The organism is Priestia sp. Y58, assembly GCF_029522095.1.
GTDB classification, from domain to species: Bacteria; Bacillota; Bacilli; order Bacillales; family Bacillaceae_H; genus Priestia; species Priestia megaterium_E.
Map to the genome: position 1 here is coordinate 44,844 of NZ_JAKWFL010000009.1, position 18,454 is coordinate 63,297.

An 18,454-nucleotide genomic window follows, 5' to 3' on the forward strand; every position below is an offset into this window, starting at 1 on the left:
ATACAATGAGAGGAGTCACATTCATGTCAAATACAAAAACAACCTTAAAAAAACAGCTTGCTGTTGCTAATAAAAAAATACCTGCAGATCTTGTAGTGAAAAACGGGAAAATTATCGATGTCTTTACGCTTTCCATCATTGAAGCCGATATTGCGATTGCAGATGGAGTGATTGTTGGAATAGGTCAATACGATGGGAATAACGTCGTGGATGCAAAAGGAAAATACATTTCTCCTACATTCATTGATGGACACGTTCACATTGAATCATCAATGGTTACACCTAAAGAGTTCTCAAAACTTCTTGTACCTAGAGGCGTCACAACTGTCGTAACGGACCCTCATGAAATTGCGAATGTTTCAGGGAAATCTGGCATTGAATTTATGCTTCAAAACTCGGATTCCATTCCTTTAGACGTATTTGTGAACTTACCTTCAAGCGTTCCAGCAACTCCTTTTGAAAGCTCTGGAGCCGTCTTAAAAGCAGCTGACTTAGCGCCATTTTTCTCTCACCCTCGCGTGCTTGGATTAGCAGAAGTGATGGATTTCCCTGCTGTGCGAGATGGAGATAACGATATGCTCGATAAATTACAAGCAGCTAACGATGCAAATGGCGTAATTGATGGGCACGGCTCAGGGTTAGATGCTACGGGCGTTAATATTTATCGTACCGCTAACATTTCAACAGATCATGAATGCGTAACAGCAGAAGAAGCAATTGAACGTATTCAGCGCGGGATGTATGTTCTGATCCGCCAAGGTTCTGTCGCTAAAGATTTGAAGCAATTATTACCCGCTGTAAATGAACGCAACGCACGCAGATTTTTATTCTGTACAGATGACAAACACCTAGATGATTTATTAACGGAAGGTTCTATTGATTATAATGTTCGTTTTGCTATTGAACTCGGGCTGGATCCATTAATTGCTATTCAAATGGCTTCATTAAATGCCGCCGAATGCTACGGGTTAAAAGATAGAGGTGCCGTTGCTCCTGGTTACAAAGCTGATTTTATTCTATTCGACGACTTAACCGATATATCTGCAGGACACGTCTATCAAAACGGAGAGATCATTGCTGAAAATGGAGAGATGCTTTCTGTTCATGAAGAACAAATTGATCTTCCAACAGAACTAATGAATTCTGTTCATTTGAAAGAGTTTTCTATCAACAAACTTACGATACCACTTCAGCACAATCGCGCTAATATTATTGAAATTAATCCAAACAGCTTGCTTACAAATCATATTGTAGAAGAAGTTCAGGTGAAACAAAATGAATTTCAGCCTTCTATAGAAAACGATCAGCTGAAAATGGCGGTTGTTGAGCGTCATCATCTGACAGGAAATATTGGTCTTGGAATTGTAAAAGGATTTCAGTTAAAGGACGGAGCGATTGCTACTACGATTGCTCACGATTCACATAACATCGTAGCGGTAGGAACAAATGACGAGGATTTAGCAAAAGCAATTGCGGCAATTGAAGAAATCGGCGGAGGTATTGTTATTGTAAAAGGCAATGAAGTGATTGGCTCCCTCCCTCTTTCCATCGGAGGATTAATGTCACCTCATCCTTACAATGAAGTGAACAGCTTACTTAAGCAGCTTCACGGAGCTCTTCATGATCTCGATATCTCACAGAAATTCAATCCGTTGCTGACTTTATCTTTCTTGAGCTTACCTGTTATTCCATGTCTAAAATTAACCGACAAAGGATTATTTAACGTAAAAGAATTTAAGCATATCCCTGTTCAAGCATAAAATAAAAAGGACTCTTTCGAGTCCTTTTTATTTATATCCTTTAGACGGGGTAGTTCGAGTTTTACGATTTTTATAATGACGATATCCTTCTTTTAACAGGATAGGAAAAACAGCGACTAGAATTTTTTTTACTATACGTCCCAATTTAAGGCACTCCTTTACGTGTTCTTACTTTACTATACCCAAATTGGACAGCTAAAAACGCAAAAAAGAGCAGGTATATCCTGCTCTTTTTGTATTACTTACCGATAAATTGTTGAGTCCAGTACGTAGTATCACCTTTTACGTATCCAACACCAATTTCAGTAAAATCAGGGTTTAGAATGTTTTTGCGGTGACCGTCACTATTCATCCAAGCATTCATTACATCCTCAGGAGATTGCTGACCTTTTGCAATATTTTCACCTGCAGTTGTATATTCAATGCCAAATTGTTTCATCATATCAAATGGTGAACCATACGTTGGTGAATTGTGGTCAAAGTAACCTTTATCCATCATATCTTTTGATTTAGTGCGTGCAACGTCACTTAATTCTTTGTTAAGTGTTAGAGGTTTCAGACCTTGTTTTTCACGCTCTTGGTTCACTAAATCTACGACCTTTTGTTCGAATTGACTAGCATCTTTTGTTTGTTCTGCTTTATCAGTATTTTCTGATTGTTGAGCTTTTGTGTTTTGCTGTGTTTGCTCCGGAGCTTTTGCTTCTTCACTTTGCTCTGGTGCTTGTGCTTGTTCCTGTGGAGCTGCTTCAGCTTGATCTGGTGCTTGTGTTTCTTGTTGTGGAGCTGCTGCTTGAGCAGATTGTCCTTGAGCGTTAAATTTCTTTAATAGCTCGTCTACATTTATATTTTGTGCTGCTTGAGCATCTTTAATAGTAATTTGTTTTGGAGTGTTGCAATCAGGAGCTGCTGCATTTGCTTGTCCTGCTGTTAGTAATCCTAATGATACGGCACCTGCGACAGTGGCAATACGAAACCTTTTCTTCATGTTTGAAATCCTCCTATGTGATAATAAAGTTTTTTTGTAAAACCGCAACGCATCTAAGCTTGTAGCAAGCCAATCTCGTGATGCACCCTCATTGTTGCATGAAAACTATGAAACTCGCAACGTCTTTTAAGCTACCAAAATTATACTTTCATTTATGTAAAAAATATTTCGATTTTGTTACGTGGCTTCTATCTATTGATAGTAAAGGGTTTTCATATTCTTTTAGAAACCGCTTGATCCAATGCAGTAATATAACTGTAAATTCCTCGTCAAAATCGTTACATATAAAAAAGGCGACAGCAGAGTGGTAAACCACCCTGTTATCGCCTTTTACAGAAAGTTTTACTAATATTATTTACTTATTTTAAGACATTTACTGATTCACGTACGAATGCTTCCATATCGTCTGGTGTACGGCTTGTAACTAGTTGATTACCGCATACCACCACTTCTTTGTCATGGAAGTTTGCACCTGCATTTTTCAAATCAATAGCAATTGATTTGAAACCAGTTACGTCACGTCCTTTTAATGTTTCAGCATTGATTAGCAGCTGTGGTCCGTGACAAATAGCCATAACCGGTTTGCCTTCATCCATAAATGATTTTGTGAAAGCTACGACTTGATCGTCCGCACGCAAGATATCTGGTGAGAAACCTCCCGGTAAAAACAATGCGTCAAAATCTTCTGGTTTTACATCCGCAATTGCTTTATCAATTGTTAATGTTGTTTCGCCTTGTTTACCTGTTACTTCACCTGTTTTAACGTCGATTTTTGTTAGCGTATGGCCTGCTTCTTCAAAGGCTTTGGCTGGATCTGTATATTCCACATCTTCAAATAAATCTGTTACTAATACTGCAATTTTCTTACTCATTCTAAGCAACTCCTTAATTGATTTGTGTACTAATGTTCTATAAATAAAATACCCGTACACTATTCTTTTAAACATAGTTTATGAGTAAAAAGCTTTTCTACAATAACCAAAAAACCACATTGAAGATTTTTATAAAGCAGAAATTCAAAACAAATTAAATGTCTGAAACGTCGTCTCTTCTGGAACTGGGTACACATCTCTTCCTGCAATCACGTTCAGAATACGCTGATTGCGCTGAACGGATAAACCAAGATTTGTTGCGCCAGATCCATGTGAATGTTCGATATTGGTTAACGTAAAGAAGTGGTGGCTACGGGGTTGTTTAAAGACAAGCCGGTAATCTTTTGTGACTTTGAAACGCTTGTCATCTTCCCATTCGATATCTTCTTTTATTCGTTCGATGAACGGTGAAATCTTCGGCTTATAGCCCGTGGACAATATTAAACGATCCGCTTCGTATTGAAAAGAGCGTTCAGCCTTTAATTGTTTGCACTCGAGCTCATATCCATTTCCTTTTTTATGAATATCACTTACTTCAGTCGAAGATTGAATCGTAACGGGTACTTTTCCTTTAAGTGAACGATGATAAAGTAAATCATAGATTTTCGTTAAGGTAGAAGATTCAATTCCGTGACGTAAAGGATTTAAATCTTCTACCGTACTTGTACGTTCCTCAAAAGGCAGCGAATGAAAGTAATCTACATAGTCTGGCGAAAATAACTCTTGAGCAAGCTTGGATTGATCAAGCTGAAAAAAATTAGAGGATCTTGTAAACCATGTAAGGTGGTAATGATGTTCAGTCTGTTCTTCTAGTAAATCCAGAAAAATCTCGGCAGCACTTTGCCCTGAACCAACTATCGTTACATGTTTTCCTTTTTGAACCTCTTCTTTTTTATGTAAATAGCCGCTGCTGTGTAAAATATGCTCATTCAGCTTTTCTTCAAAAGCCGGAGGCACAAGTGGAATGCTTCCTGTTCCCATTACAACGTGTTTAGCATTTACCGTTTGAATTCCCTCAGGTGTTTCTACCTTTACTTCATAATACTCTTCTTCATTTTTCGGTATCACGTCCACAACTTTTGAAGAAAAGTGGCAGGAAGATAGCTGCTCCGCTACCCATTTTGCGTACTCGTTGTATTCTTGACGCGGAATATCAAAACGATTAAAGAAAAAGAACGGATACAAGCGTTTTTGCTTGTGAATATAATTTAGAAAAGAATAGGGGCTTGTTGGATCCGCAAATGTAACTAAGTCTGCCAGAAACGGAATCTGCAAGTCCGTGCCGTCAATTAACATGCCCGGATGCCATTCAAATTTCTCTTCTTTATCAAAGAAGACGGCATCAATTTCATCAAGAGGCTCAGCAAGAGCCGCTAAGCCTAAATTAAAAGGTCCTATTCCTATTCCCACCATGTCATACTGCTTATTTGTCATCTTTAAACTCCCTTTCATAAAAAAAGCTAACAGTATTGTCTACTGTTAGCTTTTTACCCTTTTTCCATACATTTATGCGGAAGGAGTCATACTCATTTTCGGGCCAAACGATTCATACATGATATTTTCTTGGGAAATACCCATTTCAGCTAGGCCTTCTAACACCATTTGCGTAAATGAAGAAGATCCACAAACATAATAATATGCATATTTATCGCCGGCATATTTAGCTAGCTCTTTTTTAGTTAAGCGACCATACGTTATATGTTCATCATGCTGAGCTGTTTGCGCTTGACTATAGAAAACGTGTTGTTCAAACGTATATGTCTCTGACAACGATTGAAGCTCTCGTTTCATTGCATGAAACTGCTCATTTTTAGCACTGTGAATAAATGTTACTTCTTGATTGTTTTCCAGAGCTTGATGAAGCATTGACATCATTGGAGTAATTCCTACACCTCCGCTAATAAACACTGATTTATTATTTTCTTTTAAGACAAAATCTCCTGCTGGAACGCTGACTTCAAGCAAGTCTCCTTCTTTCAATTGATCATGTAAATAAGTTGACACGACCCCGTCTTCCATTTGCTTTTCTTTTTTTACCGTAATTTTGTAGTATGGTTGGTTTGGATAGCCAGATAAGCTGTATTGGCGAATGGATAAATATTCTTGACCAGGAATTCGTACACTCACATATTGACCTGGCAGAAAAGCAGGCAATGCTTTTTGATCAGGTGATACTAAATAAAACGAGTACACGTCTTCTGCTTCTTTTACTTTTTTATGAACCATTAATTTTTTATAATCTTTCCATCCTTTTTCTTCGGCTTCTTCATATAACTCTTGCTCCACACTTATGAATACGTCCGCAATGGCACCGTATGCTTCTTTCCAAGCTTCCATAATCTCATCGGTCGCAGCTTCTTTTAAAACATCCTTAATTGCTTTTAATAAGAACTCTCCGACAATTGGATAGTGCTCTGCTTTTACGCCGATACTGCGGTGTTTATGAGCGATTTGCTTTACAACTGGAAGCAGCGTTTCAAGCCGATCGATGTACTGCGCAGCGGCATAAACTGTATTAGCTAACGCCATTTGCTGACGGCCTGTTTTTTGATTTGTTTGGTTGAATACATTTTTTAAAGAAGGATACTGTTCAAAAAGCATCTCATAAAAACGAGTTGTAATTGCTTGACCATGCTGTTCTAAAACCGGAACTGTACTTTTTACAATAGAAATAGTTGTTTGTTTCATAACTTTCGCCTCCGAAAGATTCATTTTTAAAAGATATATTTTTAATACATCTTTATAATACTCATATCCTACTTAAAAAGATATATTTTATATACACATTTAAAGAAATGTTCACAAATTCACCTCGTCAAAAATGTGAGCATTCTTTCTGTATTTCTTAGATATAGACATGCTATTATAGATATATCAGCTGCTGATAAGAGAAGAGGTAAAAAGATGAGGCTCACACAATATACAGATTACTCACTGCGAGTTTTATTATATTTAGGCGTTCGCGATAACAATAAACTAAGCAATATAAAAGAAATTGCTGAAGCGTATAATATTTCAAAAAACCATCTTATGAAAATCATTCACGAGCTTGGAAAACTTGGCTTAATTGAAACGATCCGAGGACGAAACGGCGGTATTCGTTTAGCTCAGCTTCCAAAAGACATTAATATTGGAAAAGTGGTACGTCAAACAGAAGAAGATTTTCATATCGTTGAATGTTTTGATCGTGAAGGAAACTTCTGCGTTATTAGCCCCGTCTGTAAGTTAAAAAGTGTTTTACATGAAGCCATGCAAGCCTTCATTAAGGTGTTAGATCAATATACGCTAGAAGATCTAATTCAAAATAAAGATGAATTAAACCTCCTCCTTCTATCTCAAAAAAACGAGGAATGAGTAAACTAGAATTCACTTGAAATCATTCTCGTTTTTTTAACCTTTTTCCCTTTCATCATAAAATAAAAGATGTTACAATGAGGCACGTATTGGAAAGACAAGATGTCTCCATTCGAGCAGACAATGAACCTCATTCTGTTCATCCTAAAAAAATGACGAAAGGGTGTTTGAGTATGCACGTAGGAAGCAAAGGTTGGTATGTTGAGGAACTTAAAAAACGAGGAGTTCGCAACCACGAAGGCCGCAAAGTAGAAAAGTACAAAACATATGTACTTGCTAACTTGCTTGATAAACACAAAAATTAATTAACGTGTAATAAGAGAGTACACATGTGTACTCTCTTTTTTGTTCATTTAATAAGCAGCGTCTTGATAAAAATAATTTGGTGATAATACTTTATTTTTATAAGGCTTATGAAAAACATGCGTGGTAGCTGGCGAAACCGGTGGAATCAACCACGTCCAGTTCCCAGTCACTTCGCGGCCATTTTTTTGCTCTCTTTCTTCAAACAAGTGAAATTGCTGAGCAGCAGTGTGATGGTCTACAATGCTAACGCCTTCTCGTTTAAAAGAAGAAAGCACTGCAACGTTTAATTCAACAAGAGCTTTGTCCTTCCAAAGCGTCGCGTTGTAATCCATGTTCAATCCCATCATAGAGGCTATTTTTGGAAGCTGATTATAGCGATACGTATCCGCTAAATTTCGCGCCCCAATCTCAGTCCCCATGTACCATCCATTAAACGGTGCCGCGACGTAATCAATCCCTCCAATTTCTAGCTTCATATCTGAAATCATCGGGACAGCGTACCATTTTAACTGTAAGTCTTCAAATTCAGGAAGTTCTGGATGCGTAATCGCTACTTCTTTCACTAAATGTTTTGGAATCTCAAAATATCGAGGCGACTCTTCATTCACTTGCAGTACCAGAGGAAGGATATCAAAATGCGTTTTCTCACCTTCCCACCCCAAATTTCGGCAAACCTCCGTGAACGCAACAGAATCAGGATCTCCTACCGTACCGTATTCCGTCTCATACCCAGCATAGCGGATTAGCTGATGATTCCATATTCTAACCGGCTCTTTTGCTTTCATTTTCGGTTTAAACACCGTAATAGTAGGGCGGATTTTCCCGTCATTTGTTGCATATTCAATATGGTGAAAAAGGGCGTCTCTTACCTCTTCAACTTTGTTCGCATCTCGCTTATCAAATACATTGAGCGATTGCCAAAATAGTCGTCCGATACATTTATTGCTGTTTCTCCAAGCCATACGAGCTCCGTGCTCTAACTCTTCAAATGTATGATCATAATGTCCGAGTGACATAATTTGCTGATGGATTTCTTTTAACCGCTTGTTTTTATCCGCTTCGCTTTTTTCAAGTTCAGCGTAACACGTCTCTATAAATACACGTGCTTGTTCAAATAATTCTTCTTGCTTCAACGTTTGTTCCCCCCTAGAAGAACAGATTTCATTCTTTTCGTTCAAGAAAAGCAAGTTTCAGTATACCATTCTCGTAGCGGAAACGCGCATCATAATGCTTTAATAGCCTCTTTCAATATTAACCAAGTTAGAAGGCAATTCGCCTTGCTCAACTTTTTGCAGCGTTTCAACAAAGCACTCGACGGCTTCTTCAGGCGTAGTCACCGCTGAAATATGAGGTGTTATGATGATGTTTGAATGATCCCACCAAGAAGATTCTTGCGTTAACGGCTCATGCTCAAACACGTCTATGTATGCTTTTCGAATACGTTTTTGCTCAATAGCCTCTACTAACGCATTTTCATCTACAGTTGCTCCTCGTCCAACATTTATAAAGTATGCATCTTCAACTACATTCATCCATTTTGGATCAAAGTAGCTTTTTGTTTCATGTGTTAGCGGCATTGTACTAATAATCCAATCGGCTTCTTTTAGCAATTCTTTTTCCTTCGAAATCGAGACCGCTTGATCAAATGACGGCTTTTCATTTCCACTTTTAGATACACCTATTACTCGTACACCAAAAGATTTTAAAACGGCTGCAAGACGCCCGCCGATTTCACCTGTTCCGTAAATTATGACCGTTTGAGTAGAAAGCTGCTTAGGCTCTACCACTTTCCACTGCTTTTGTTTTTGCTGATGCTGAAACTGTCCGTGGTGCTGAAGTTCAGCTAGCATATAGCTAAGACAATATTCACTGATTCGCTGACCGAATGAACAAACCGTACGCGTTAACATCACATTCTTTTTCCAATTCCCACTTTCCAAGAACCGATCGACTCCTGCGCCGAGAGAATGAATCCATTTAAAGCTATGATCTTCAAAGCAATTCGTTGGACCGAAGGATAAAAGCGCGTCAGCCCAGTTTAAATCTTCAACTGTAACGTCTTGTTCTTCCATAAATCGAAACGTCTGAGACAGCTGCTTTTGTTTGATTATCTCCTCCAGCTCTTTATGCATTCTTCCTGCCACTAGTATCGTATAAATGTTCATTTCTTTTCCCCCTGCCTTTTTATTCTTTTATATACTCTATTTGAATGATTCGACATAACCGTCCCTTCGTCATGAAGGATTTTCTACATTGATATATATAGTATGAATGAAGTGAAAGGAAGACGCGAGTGAATTTTATATGACTTTCAAGGCTGGAAAACTCATATGGATTTATGTATATAAGTTCGCTATAATCGTTATGAATCAATTTGTTTATAACGAAACGTACGATAGATATTTTAAAAGAAAAGGTGTGTCAGCATGAGTGTATTAAACGTAAAAAATCTAAGCCATGGTTTTGGTGACCGTGCGATTTTTAACGATGTATCATTTCGATTGTTAAAAGGTGAACACGTCGGCTTAATTGGAGCAAACGGCGAAGGTAAATCAACATTTATGAACATCATTACAGGCAAGCTAGAACCGGATGCTGGAAAAGTAGAATGGTCTAAAAAAGTGCGCGTTGGCTATTTAGATCAGCACACAGTATTAGAGCGCGGCCTTTCTATTCGTGATGTACTAAAAAGTGCTTTTCAATATCTATTTGATTTAGAAGCTCAAATGAATGGCCTCTATGAGAAAATGGCAGATGTATCACCAGAAGAACTAGAAAAACTATTAGAAGAAGTCGGGACGCTTCAAGACCTCTTAACAAACAATGACTTTTACGTTATCGATGCAAAAGTCGAAGAAATTGCACGCGGATTAGGGTTAGAAGATATCGGCTTAGATCGCGATGTACAGGATTTAAGCGGCGGACAGCGTACGAAAGTATTATTAGCCAAACTGCTGCTTGAAAAACCAGAAATTCTTTTACTTGATGAGCCTACAAACTATTTGGATGAACAGCATATTGAGTGGCTGCGACGCTATTTGCAAGAATATGAAAATGCCTTTATTTTAATTTCTCACGATCTTCCATTTTTAAATAGCGTGATCAATTTAATTTATCATATGGAAAACCAAGAGTTAAATCGCTATGTAGGAGACTACGACGATTTTATGAAAGTATATGAGATGAAAAAACAGCAGCTTGAAGCAGCTTATAAAAAACAACAGCAAGAAATGGCAGATTTAAAAGATTTCGTAGCGAGAAACAAAGCCCGTGTGTCGACACGAAATATGGCCATGTCCCGTCAAAAAAAGCTCGATAAAATGGAAGTAATTGAACTAGCTCAGGAGCGTCCAAAACCAGAGTTTAACTTTAAGGGTGCTCGTACTTCAAGCAAATTAATTTTTGAAACATCTGATTTAGTCATTGGATACGAAGAGCCGCTTTCTAAGCCACTGAATTTAAAAATGGAGCGAGGTCAAAAGATTGCCCTTGTAGGAGCAAATGGAATCGGGAAAACAACTCTTTTAAAAAGTATTTTAGGAGAAATTAAACCGATTTCAGGCTCTGTAGAAAAAGGAGATTACCAGCATATTGGCTATTTTGAACAAGAAATCAAAACGGCTAATTACAATACGTGTATTGAAGAAGTATGGAATGAGTTTCCTCACTTTACCCAATACGAGATTCGTGCAGCTCTAGCTAAATGCGGCTTAACAACAAAACATATTGAAAGTAAAGTAGAAGTTCTAAGCGGTGGAGAAAAAGCAAAAGTTCGTCTATGTAAGCTGATTAACAACGAAACCAACATTCTTGTACTGGATGAGCCTACAAATCACTTAGATGTAGATGCGAAAGATGAATTAAAACGAGCCTTAAAAGAATACAAAGGAAGTATCTTAATTATTTGCCACGAACCTGAATTTTATCAAGATGTTGTCACAGACGTGTGGAACTGCGAATCTTGGACGACTAAATTATTTTAAAAAAATGGGTTAAAAGAAGCATATCTTTTAGAAAAAGTGGGAATGATAAGATTAAGTTCCCCCCCTTTGTGTGAGTAGCCATTTTTTAAATGGTTACTTTTTTTATGTATAGTCTTTTAAGAAAATGGCTATATTGTATCTATACTCCCTAAACCCAAAAAGACCGCTGCAGCGATGCAGCGGTCTTTTCATTGTCATGGCTTCATCTGTAGCCAGCTATCAAAATAATGAACAGCTATACTGCTTGGAGGATTTTCAGCTTGACACTCCATAAGCAACATACCCAGCTCTTGCATCATCTTTTCTTCTCCTTTAGCAGAAAAAGAAATGTATTCTCCTTCATCTGAAGCCATCGTTTCTACCCCTATTTCAATCGGAGTGGATAGTACACGTCCCCACTTGCGTTCATTTTCTGTTATGTCAGCAATACCCTTTTCTTTATCTGCGTGGTTTCGGTACGCCATAATTGTAACTTTATCAGCGTACTGAATAACCCACTGCCCCAGTGAACCGGAACCGTTGCTATTTTTGAATGGAACTTCGTCAAACCAAAACGGTATATCTACAGCAAGGGGCAAGTGTAACTCATGAGACTGTACAGCGGCTTGAGAAATAACATATTGATATTGCAGAATACTTTTCGCGCGATTACTTTTCCAACTTTTATACAAATAAGGCTCTACATCCAAATGAATCCCTGAAAATTGGTGTTGCTCGTCTGCTTCTGCTTGGTAAGCTGTTATCCAATTAAAAAATGCTTCCTGCTCTTCTATACCAGAAGGCCCTATCCAATAAGGAGCGCCGTCAAGTGCGTAAACACTTATGCCCTTGGCTTGTGCTTGTTGGATAAAATGCCTATATACGGAAGGTGAAAGGTGAGTATCAATTTGCAAATAAACGTTTGTCACCTTTTTTTCTTGAAGCTTTTCGAGGATAGCTTCTTGGTTCAGCATCCATTTCTTTGTATCCCAAACCCACGTTGACAGCGATATATTCATCTCTGCATTCACCTTTGATCCACATCCTATTCCTTTCCCCATATTAAACAGCCATACAACCACCAGAAAAATAAGAACGCACTTGCTTTTCACACTCTTTTTCCTCCTTTATACGAGCCAGAACTCACATAAAGAGAGTCTGACAGCTTGGCACAACTTTATGGGGAATTTTCCCCTTAAATCTGTAGCTTTTAGCAAACTCCTCCTTATCAATTTTTTGCAGTTTAATCTCTATATGTTCTATCGGTTGCTTGATTTATTTCTCTATATCTTTCTTATTAAATAAATATGCCTGTTTTGGATGGTTTGGCTGATTTGGATATTTCAATTGTAATTGTCCTTTTCGTAATAGCTTTGTTAAATAATTATTACGTACTCCATCCGGCGTTCTTTCTAGTAAATAAGCAAACTCTTTAAGCATGAGCGGTTTTTCTTTACATAACTCAAGAATAATATGTTCCATCTGATTCGGCGAAAGCCGTTTTTTTTCACGAGCCAGCGCTGCAATATCCCATAGCTTCGCATCAATATTCTCTACATTTACCAAATTAGAAGAATCCTCTTCTTGCTCATTATTATAGGAGTTATGATTATTATTATAGGAGTTAACACCGTTATTATATAAGTTGCTCTCTCTATTATAGTAGTTATCCTCCTTATTGAAGGAGTTAACACTGTTATTATATGACTCAAACTCCTCTATTAAGTCTTTATTATAGGAGTTATGATTATTATTATAGGAGTCGATTTCGACATTGTTTTCAGGTGTATTTTGATATTTTTCGACACCTTTAAAATTATTTCCCAAATCGGCTATAGAAGTGTTATAAGTGTCTTTTTCAGAAGAACTTACCTGTCTTTCTTGAGTGGACAGAGATAACGTGACCACTGTGCGATGCATAGAAACATCTTGATCAATAACTGGCGTTTTATAATGATGCAGGCTCCAATTTTGCTTTACTTTTTTCAAACCAGAGCCCGAACGTTCACATAGCCCTAGTAAACTGAATAGCTTAACGATATTTGGGTTTCGAAGCTGACTAACGGTATTGCTAAAAACTGAATCTGTAGGTACTAATAAAAGACCTGGATTAGAAAAAACGTAATGAGAAGGTTGCTTTTCTAAAATAACGCCGCCCTCGCCATTATAATCTGCATGAATAAGCATATTAATCAAAACTTCTGTTAAAGAGGAAGCGATTGACGGCTGAGGTTCGCTATTACGAACAATTTCATGAATATGAAAATAAAAATCAAAAATATTTCCTGACCACGTCCCGTCTTGAGAGGTAAAGCGCTCTGTCCATTCTTCGTTTCCTTTATTTTCCCGGTATTCTAAAAAGTATTGTGGTAAAACTTCTGTGATAATCCGTTCTTCACTGAATAAAAGCAGGCCTGCGAGTGTGACTCCTTCTTTATGGGTATCTCTAACCTTTCCCCAAGCTCCTACTTTGTATAAAAACTCTTTTGTTTCAAGCGCATTCCAAGGATGAGCTGGTTTTACTTCAGCAAACCGATCCCGGTAGCTTTTGATCGTATCAAAATTTAATTCGTTTAATCCATAGTGCTCTAGGATGAGATTATCTTGTAACATATTCAACTCTCCTATTATCTTTGTATATTTATTTAACAGCGTGAATATGCTGTTTCTTACCTCTTGTTACTGCGTACTAACTTTATTTATCTAGATGCCATCAGCACACCAAAGTCCAATCCGTAGATTGTACTTCTGTTGTGCAATTTCTTCTAAATCGATATATACATCCTATCTATTCTATCATTTTTTCTTTATTCTCTCCTTCATTTTTCAATCTTCAAAACAGTCGAGTTTATTGTGTAAAAGCTGTGGATATTTATCTTTATCCACAGCTTTTACACAGACTACAAACCCTTTTCTAGCTGTTTCAATATAAATTTGTTATAATACCCTTCATAACAACGGATTAAGTGAGGGATTACGTATGGAAAAAGCTACATTTGCAGGTGGCTGTTTCTGGTGTATGGTTACACCTTTTGAAGAGCTAGAAGGTATTCACGGCATTGTATCAGGATATATGGGGGGAACTGTGGATAACCCTACTTATGAGCAAGTAAAATCTGGAACAAGCGGTTACTACGAAGTGGTTCAAATCACATTTGATCCTGAAGTGTTTCCGTATAAACGTTTATTAGATCTTTATTGGCCGCAAATTGATCCAACAGATGATGGAGGTCAATTCCAAGATCGCGGCTCGCAGTATCGAACAGCAATTTTTTACCATAACGACAGCCAAAAACAAGCAGCTGAAGAGACGAAGCTAGAGGTCGCAGAAGGCGGACGTTTTAAAAAACCAATCGTAACAAGCATTCTTCCTGCCTCTACGTTTTATGAAGCCGAAGAGTATCACCAAGATTTCCATAAGAAAAATCCAAAGCATTATAAAGAAGACCGCGCTAAGTCCGGTCGAGATGAATTTATTCAAGCGAACTGGAAATAATTCTTGTGTTCAAAATAAAGCCGCATAGCAAGTGCTATGCGGCTTTGTTTTACCAATTATCTGTATAAGTCGTTGTTGTTGACGGCACGCTCCAATATTGCTGCGAAGGCTGCCATGCTTTTAACGATCCATCAGCTCTCTTCACAATTGCTTTAAATTGAACATTTTGACTGGCAGGAAAATAGACGGTGCCTCTCCAATCAGCTGTCGATGAATTGTATGTTAATTTAATTGGATAAATGGACGTATCCCACTGACCTAGCTCAGCTCTGTCTCCAACAATATAAACCGTTTCTCCTAATGCAGTTGGCGCATTTTTTACTACAACCGTTTGCGCAAGTGGTGTAACGCCCAACGTATTTTTAAATTGCCCCAGCAGCGTATCATTGTTAATAACATCGTAGAAACGAAGCAAAGTAAATCCTGCAAAATTATAGTTAAAGGCCATTTCGGCTGCTTTCTTATATTGATCTTCACTGCCTATAGTTAAAGCATTTTCTCCGTTTAAAACAACTCCTTTTGCATTCGCAATACCTGCTACTTGGCGTACAAGCGTCTTTGGCATAGAATATTCCGGATAATTCCCGCTGTCCGTCATTTCTAAGCATGTAAAGGTGATATCTAATTTAGCTGTTTTAAACGCGTCCAAAAGCCCGTTATAATCATTGTATCCAGCTGGTTTTTCTGCAGCATGAGGGATCGTCGGATTATTGTACTGCCAATGGATTCCTGCCACTTTTGCACCGATTGGTACGTTAAAGGTGGAATCAAAAGCCTGATGAGCTAACTGTCCAATACGTTTTGTGTGATCTTCCAAAGCTCCTTGATACCATGAAAGGAAATCTTTTCCATAAGCTGTTGAATAACCATCTTTTAAGAACTGATAGCCATCTGATGGCGGTAAAATTTGCGATGCAGACGTTAAATTGGTTCCCCACGCTTGATTAACGCCGGTGAGTGAACCGTATTTAGTCAAAGCATATGATTGAAACTTGCTTTTGGCAAAGTTCGTATACACTTGAAATTTCCCTCTAGACGGATAGCCGGTTCCGTCTGCTGCTGTATAGGACGGATAACGAATTTCACCTGCAGGGCCTCCTGATAAATAGATTTTAGCAATCACGTCTTTATAAGGTGCTAACGCTTGCGCAAATGCCATGTAGAGCTCCCCATATTGCTTAGAAATAACGTCTGTTGCAAGAGGGCTTAGCGTTTCTTTATTTATCGTTCCCGTTTCAGATTTAAAGTAAAGGCTATCATCACTTTTTAAGTTCCATACCCAAGATGGGAGCGGCACGTTACAATCATCTCCTACATTGCCTCCGCACTGATGAGTAGAAATAATGGGAACGATCTTTATACCTGCATTACGAGCAGCTTGAGCAAAGCGCTGCGCATAGGAAAAATCGAACTGCTGATCGCCGTTTTTCTCCATATCTCCCCACCAGAAGTCTACTGTCACTGCATAAAATCCATTTTGTTTCGCTTTGCGTAAATCGTTCTCAAACGCTTCCCATGTTGTATAGTCTGTTACCTTTTTTAAAGGCGCCATTAAATAGGTTTTGTAACCTGGATTCATTGATTTTCCATCTACGGCAGCCGCTCCGTTAAGTGGATTCGAAATGAAAGCGTTAACAAAAATAAGTACTAAAATAAAAGCCAATCCTTTTTTACATAGCTGTTTCATAGCTTCCCTCCATTTTTTCAAAATCACCTATAGGTATTCGGCGGATTTTAGTTTTTTCCTTTTTCTTTTATAAAAAAAGACGCCCTGTCAGGACGCCTCCTTCATTAGTTCCAAATCTCATTCACCCATTCAGGATGGTCAATAAACGGGTTGCGATTATGCTGATAGTCTGAATAAATAATGTCATTTCTACGTCGTTCTCGATCATCTACTGGATCTTGGGCGTTCCATTGAAGAAGCACAGATAATTTCCCGTGATAAGGAGCAGTGCCATTATTTACTGTGTTATTAAGTTCTAAGTCAGGTTCATCACTTACATCGCCTTCATAGCGCACGGCCATATAAAACAACATACGAGCCACGTCGCCTTTTACTTCATCTCGAGGTTCCCAAGAATCACTGTCAAAATAATTTCCGAGTGCTTCGCTATGTTCCGTCCCTCCGTTATCAAAATCTAAGTTTCCTCTCGTACTGTTTACAGACACATCGGTTGGACGTAAGTGATGAAGATCTGTTCCAGGCCCCATAGCTGTTCCAAAATCCCCGTGAGACTTTGCCCAGACGTGCTCACGATTCCAATCGTCCACTCCGCCTCCATTTGTACTCTTAGCCTGTGAACGCCCCGTATAGAGCAAAATAACGTTATTTGCGTTAGCTGGATCTTCATCCGTCTTCTTTAAAGCTTCCCATACGGCTGAATACGACAGTTCTGTGTGATGATCAATAATGTTATGAAGCTCTGTCTTCAAGGTATTTCCTGTTTTTCCAGCTGCGGTACGATAATAGTCTTCTACTGGAACGGTTGGCTCTGTGGGATCTGGAGTCGGATCAGTTCCTCCTGTTTCTGTACTGATAGAAGTAACTGATTTTATTCCTGGGTGTGAAAAATAAGGAGTGAGTGTGCCCTTAACAGTAAGACTTTTCCCTTTTAACTCCGAGTGACTTTGAAGTCCAAATGTACTTCGCAAATTTGAAGGAATTTGAACGTACACCATCTTGTCTGTATTGGTTTCATTTGCACTGTCAGCAAGAGCAAGTGCATAATCGTTTGGGTAATTGCTCGTAATAACTGTAGATGTGGCTATAGGTTGACCTACTATATATCCTTTAACCGTTTGTACAGTGTTGTTTTGATTCTCAAGAGCTTGTGCAACAGATAAAAATTCGGCTGCTTGACTAACAGGAGTTAAGCTTACTAAAAGAGCAAAAATAAGCAGGGACATTGCCCATGTTTTTTTACACAGAGCGTATAATTTCACTTTTTTATTCCTCCTTATGATAGGTTTGAAAACTAGTTTTCTTCCACCTCTTTATATTATTTTTTCACTGTGAATTCCCTGCCTATTTTTTGTTAAGTTTTATAGTGAAAAAGATGTATTCTTCTTTACAGTGACAGCCACTTTATGCAAAGGGTTATATTTTCAAAAGTCCACATTGGAAAAAGCATTATGTGTCTTTCTTTATATATGGTATAATCAACCGAATCGTAAAAGAGCTTATACCATTTCAGAAAATGAAATGATTTAAATAGAAATGAGGATTGTCTATGCTTAGTTTTGACGAAAAATTAGCTATTATTTCATCGTTTCCAGAGCTGCATCGAAAAGATGTATCTTTAGGACGCGTGAATTTTCATTATGAAGAAAGCGTGTACGATAAAACGGTTGTTGTGCATCATCTGCACCCTAACGGAAATGGATTTGTATATGCAGGGTTTTTAAAAGGATATGAAACAAATGACAAAGGTCTTGTAAATATCCGTGATTATACAGAAGAAGAGCTTCGCTCAATTATTGAAGCTTCTATTGAATCTTTGTCTACCCTTCCTGATACAGCTAGAGAAGAAGCTATTGTAGGGAATGGAAATGAACAGCGCTGGAACGGCCCAGACAATGCAACGCTTTTACTTGTTCATGAAGATGACCTGTGGAATGTTTATTCTGGCTTGAATTTAGAGGCAGCATTTCTATCTTACGAAGAAGCAGAAGATTATTTGTTTGAAGAAGGCTTCCGCCGCCTATAAGCTTGCGTC

At 38.2% G+C, this 18,454-nt stretch carries 16 protein-coding genes; 6 read left to right on the forward strand and 10 right to left on the reverse strand.

Features of this window, described 5'->3' with window-relative positions; all coding sequences use genetic code 11:
* Positions 1 to 23 precede the first annotated feature (23 nt).
* Positions 24 to 1,760 (forward strand): adenine deaminase, encoded by a 1,737-nt coding sequence (ade, locus tag MMB68_RS22420; RefSeq protein ID WP_221781205.1) that lies wholly within the window; start codon positions 24 to 26, stop codon positions 1,758 to 1,760.
* A gap of 238 nt (positions 1,761 to 1,998) precedes the next feature.
* Here the strand turns inward: ade and MMB68_RS22425 are convergent, their stop codons facing one another.
* The 4 genes from MMB68_RS22425 to hmpA form a co-directional block, all read right to left on the reverse strand.
* Positions 1,999 to 2,745 carry a CAP domain-containing protein gene (locus MMB68_RS22425; protein ID WP_277549336.1) on the reverse strand — a complete coding sequence of 249 codons (747 nt, stop codon included), beginning with the start codon at positions 2,743 to 2,745 and terminating at the stop codon, positions 1,999 to 2,001.
* Positions 2,746 to 3,104: 359 nt separating this feature from the next.
* The gene (locus tag MMB68_RS22430; RefSeq protein ID WP_264408806.1) at positions 3,105 to 3,617 is read right to left on the reverse strand and encodes a type 1 glutamine amidotransferase domain-containing protein; all 513 of its coding nucleotides are present in this window, start codon (positions 3,615 to 3,617) and stop codon (positions 3,105 to 3,107) included.
* 144 nt (positions 3,618 to 3,761) lie between these two features.
* A complete protein-coding gene (locus MMB68_RS22435) occupies positions 3,762 to 5,051 on the reverse strand; it encodes a lysine N(6)-hydroxylase/L-ornithine N(5)-oxygenase family protein (RefSeq protein ID WP_221785757.1) in 1,290 nt (429 codons plus the stop codon).
* Positions 5,052 to 5,123: 72 nt separating this feature from the next.
* Positions 5,124 to 6,305, reverse strand: coding sequence for an NO-inducible flavohemoprotein (gene hmpA / locus MMB68_RS22440; protein ID WP_277549337.1), 1,182 nt, complete (start codon positions 6,303 to 6,305; stop codon positions 5,124 to 5,126).
* A gap of 216 nt (positions 6,306 to 6,521) precedes the next feature.
* Between hmpA and MMB68_RS22445 the strand changes: the two genes are divergently transcribed.
* Complete coding sequence (locus MMB68_RS22445; protein WP_075422061.1) at positions 6,522 to 6,971, forward strand: RrF2 family transcriptional regulator; 450 nt, start codon at positions 6,522 to 6,524, stop codon at positions 6,969 to 6,971.
* Between the two features lie 173 nt (positions 6,972 to 7,144).
* Positions 7,145 to 7,276 carry a YflJ family protein gene (locus MMB68_RS22450; protein ID WP_016762840.1) on the forward strand — a complete coding sequence of 44 codons (132 nt, stop codon included), beginning with the start codon at positions 7,145 to 7,147 and terminating at the stop codon, positions 7,274 to 7,276.
* Positions 7,277 to 7,324: 48 nt separating this feature from the next.
* On the opposite strand, the gene MMB68_RS22455 is transcribed toward MMB68_RS22450, so the two are convergent.
* Positions 7,325 to 8,410, reverse strand: coding sequence for a nitric oxide synthase oxygenase (locus MMB68_RS22455; RefSeq protein WP_277549339.1), 1,086 nt, complete (start codon positions 8,408 to 8,410; stop codon positions 7,325 to 7,327).
* 99 nt (positions 8,411 to 8,509) lie between these two features.
* Positions 8,510 to 9,442 carry a D-2-hydroxyacid dehydrogenase gene (locus tag MMB68_RS22460; protein ID WP_277549340.1) on the reverse strand — a complete coding sequence of 311 codons (933 nt, stop codon included), beginning with the start codon at positions 9,440 to 9,442 and terminating at the stop codon, positions 8,510 to 8,512.
* A gap of 261 nt (positions 9,443 to 9,703) precedes the next feature.
* Here MMB68_RS22460 and MMB68_RS22465 point away from each other — a divergent pair, with 261 nt between their 5' ends.
* Positions 9,704 to 11,260, forward strand: coding sequence for an ABC-F family ATP-binding cassette domain-containing protein (locus MMB68_RS22465; RefSeq protein WP_221785753.1), 1,557 nt, complete (start codon positions 9,704 to 9,706; stop codon positions 11,258 to 11,260).
* A gap of 194 nt (positions 11,261 to 11,454) precedes the next feature.
* On the opposite strand, the gene MMB68_RS22470 is transcribed toward MMB68_RS22465, so the two are convergent.
* Together MMB68_RS22470 and MMB68_RS22475 are read right to left on the reverse strand one after the other, a co-directional pair.
* Positions 11,455 to 12,351, reverse strand: a complete 897-nt coding sequence (locus MMB68_RS22470; protein ID WP_277549341.1) for an amidase — start codon at positions 12,349 to 12,351, stop codon at positions 11,455 to 11,457.
* A 163-nt stretch (positions 12,352 to 12,514) separates the two neighbouring features.
* Positions 12,515 to 13,852 (reverse strand): ATP-binding protein, encoded by a 1,338-nt coding sequence (locus MMB68_RS22475; protein ID WP_277549342.1) that lies wholly within the window; start codon positions 13,850 to 13,852, stop codon positions 12,515 to 12,517.
* A 367-nt stretch (positions 13,853 to 14,219) separates the two neighbouring features.
* Between MMB68_RS22475 and msrA the strand changes: the two genes are divergently transcribed.
* Positions 14,220 to 14,735, forward strand: coding sequence for a peptide-methionine (S)-S-oxide reductase MsrA (gene msrA / locus MMB68_RS22480; protein ID WP_277549344.1), 516 nt, complete (start codon positions 14,220 to 14,222; stop codon positions 14,733 to 14,735).
* A gap of 49 nt (positions 14,736 to 14,784) precedes the next feature.
* Here msrA and MMB68_RS22485 read toward each other — a convergent pair whose 3' ends face one another.
* Together MMB68_RS22485 and MMB68_RS22490 are read right to left on the reverse strand one after the other, a co-directional pair.
* Positions 14,785 to 16,422 (reverse strand): family 14 glycosylhydrolase, encoded by a 1,638-nt coding sequence (locus MMB68_RS22485; protein ID WP_277549345.1) that lies wholly within the window; start codon positions 16,420 to 16,422, stop codon positions 14,785 to 14,787.
* A 104-nt stretch (positions 16,423 to 16,526) separates the two neighbouring features.
* Complete coding sequence (locus MMB68_RS22490; RefSeq protein ID WP_277549346.1) at positions 16,527 to 17,681, reverse strand: endonuclease; 1,155 nt, start codon at positions 17,679 to 17,681, stop codon at positions 16,527 to 16,529.
* Positions 17,682 to 17,968: 287 nt separating this feature from the next.
* Between MMB68_RS22490 and MMB68_RS22495 the strand changes: the two genes are divergently transcribed.
* Complete coding sequence (locus MMB68_RS22495) at positions 17,969 to 18,445, forward strand: hypothetical protein (RefSeq protein WP_013055111.1); 477 nt, start codon at positions 17,969 to 17,971, stop codon at positions 18,443 to 18,445.
* The last annotated feature ends 9 nt before the right edge of the window (positions 18,446 to 18,454 follow it).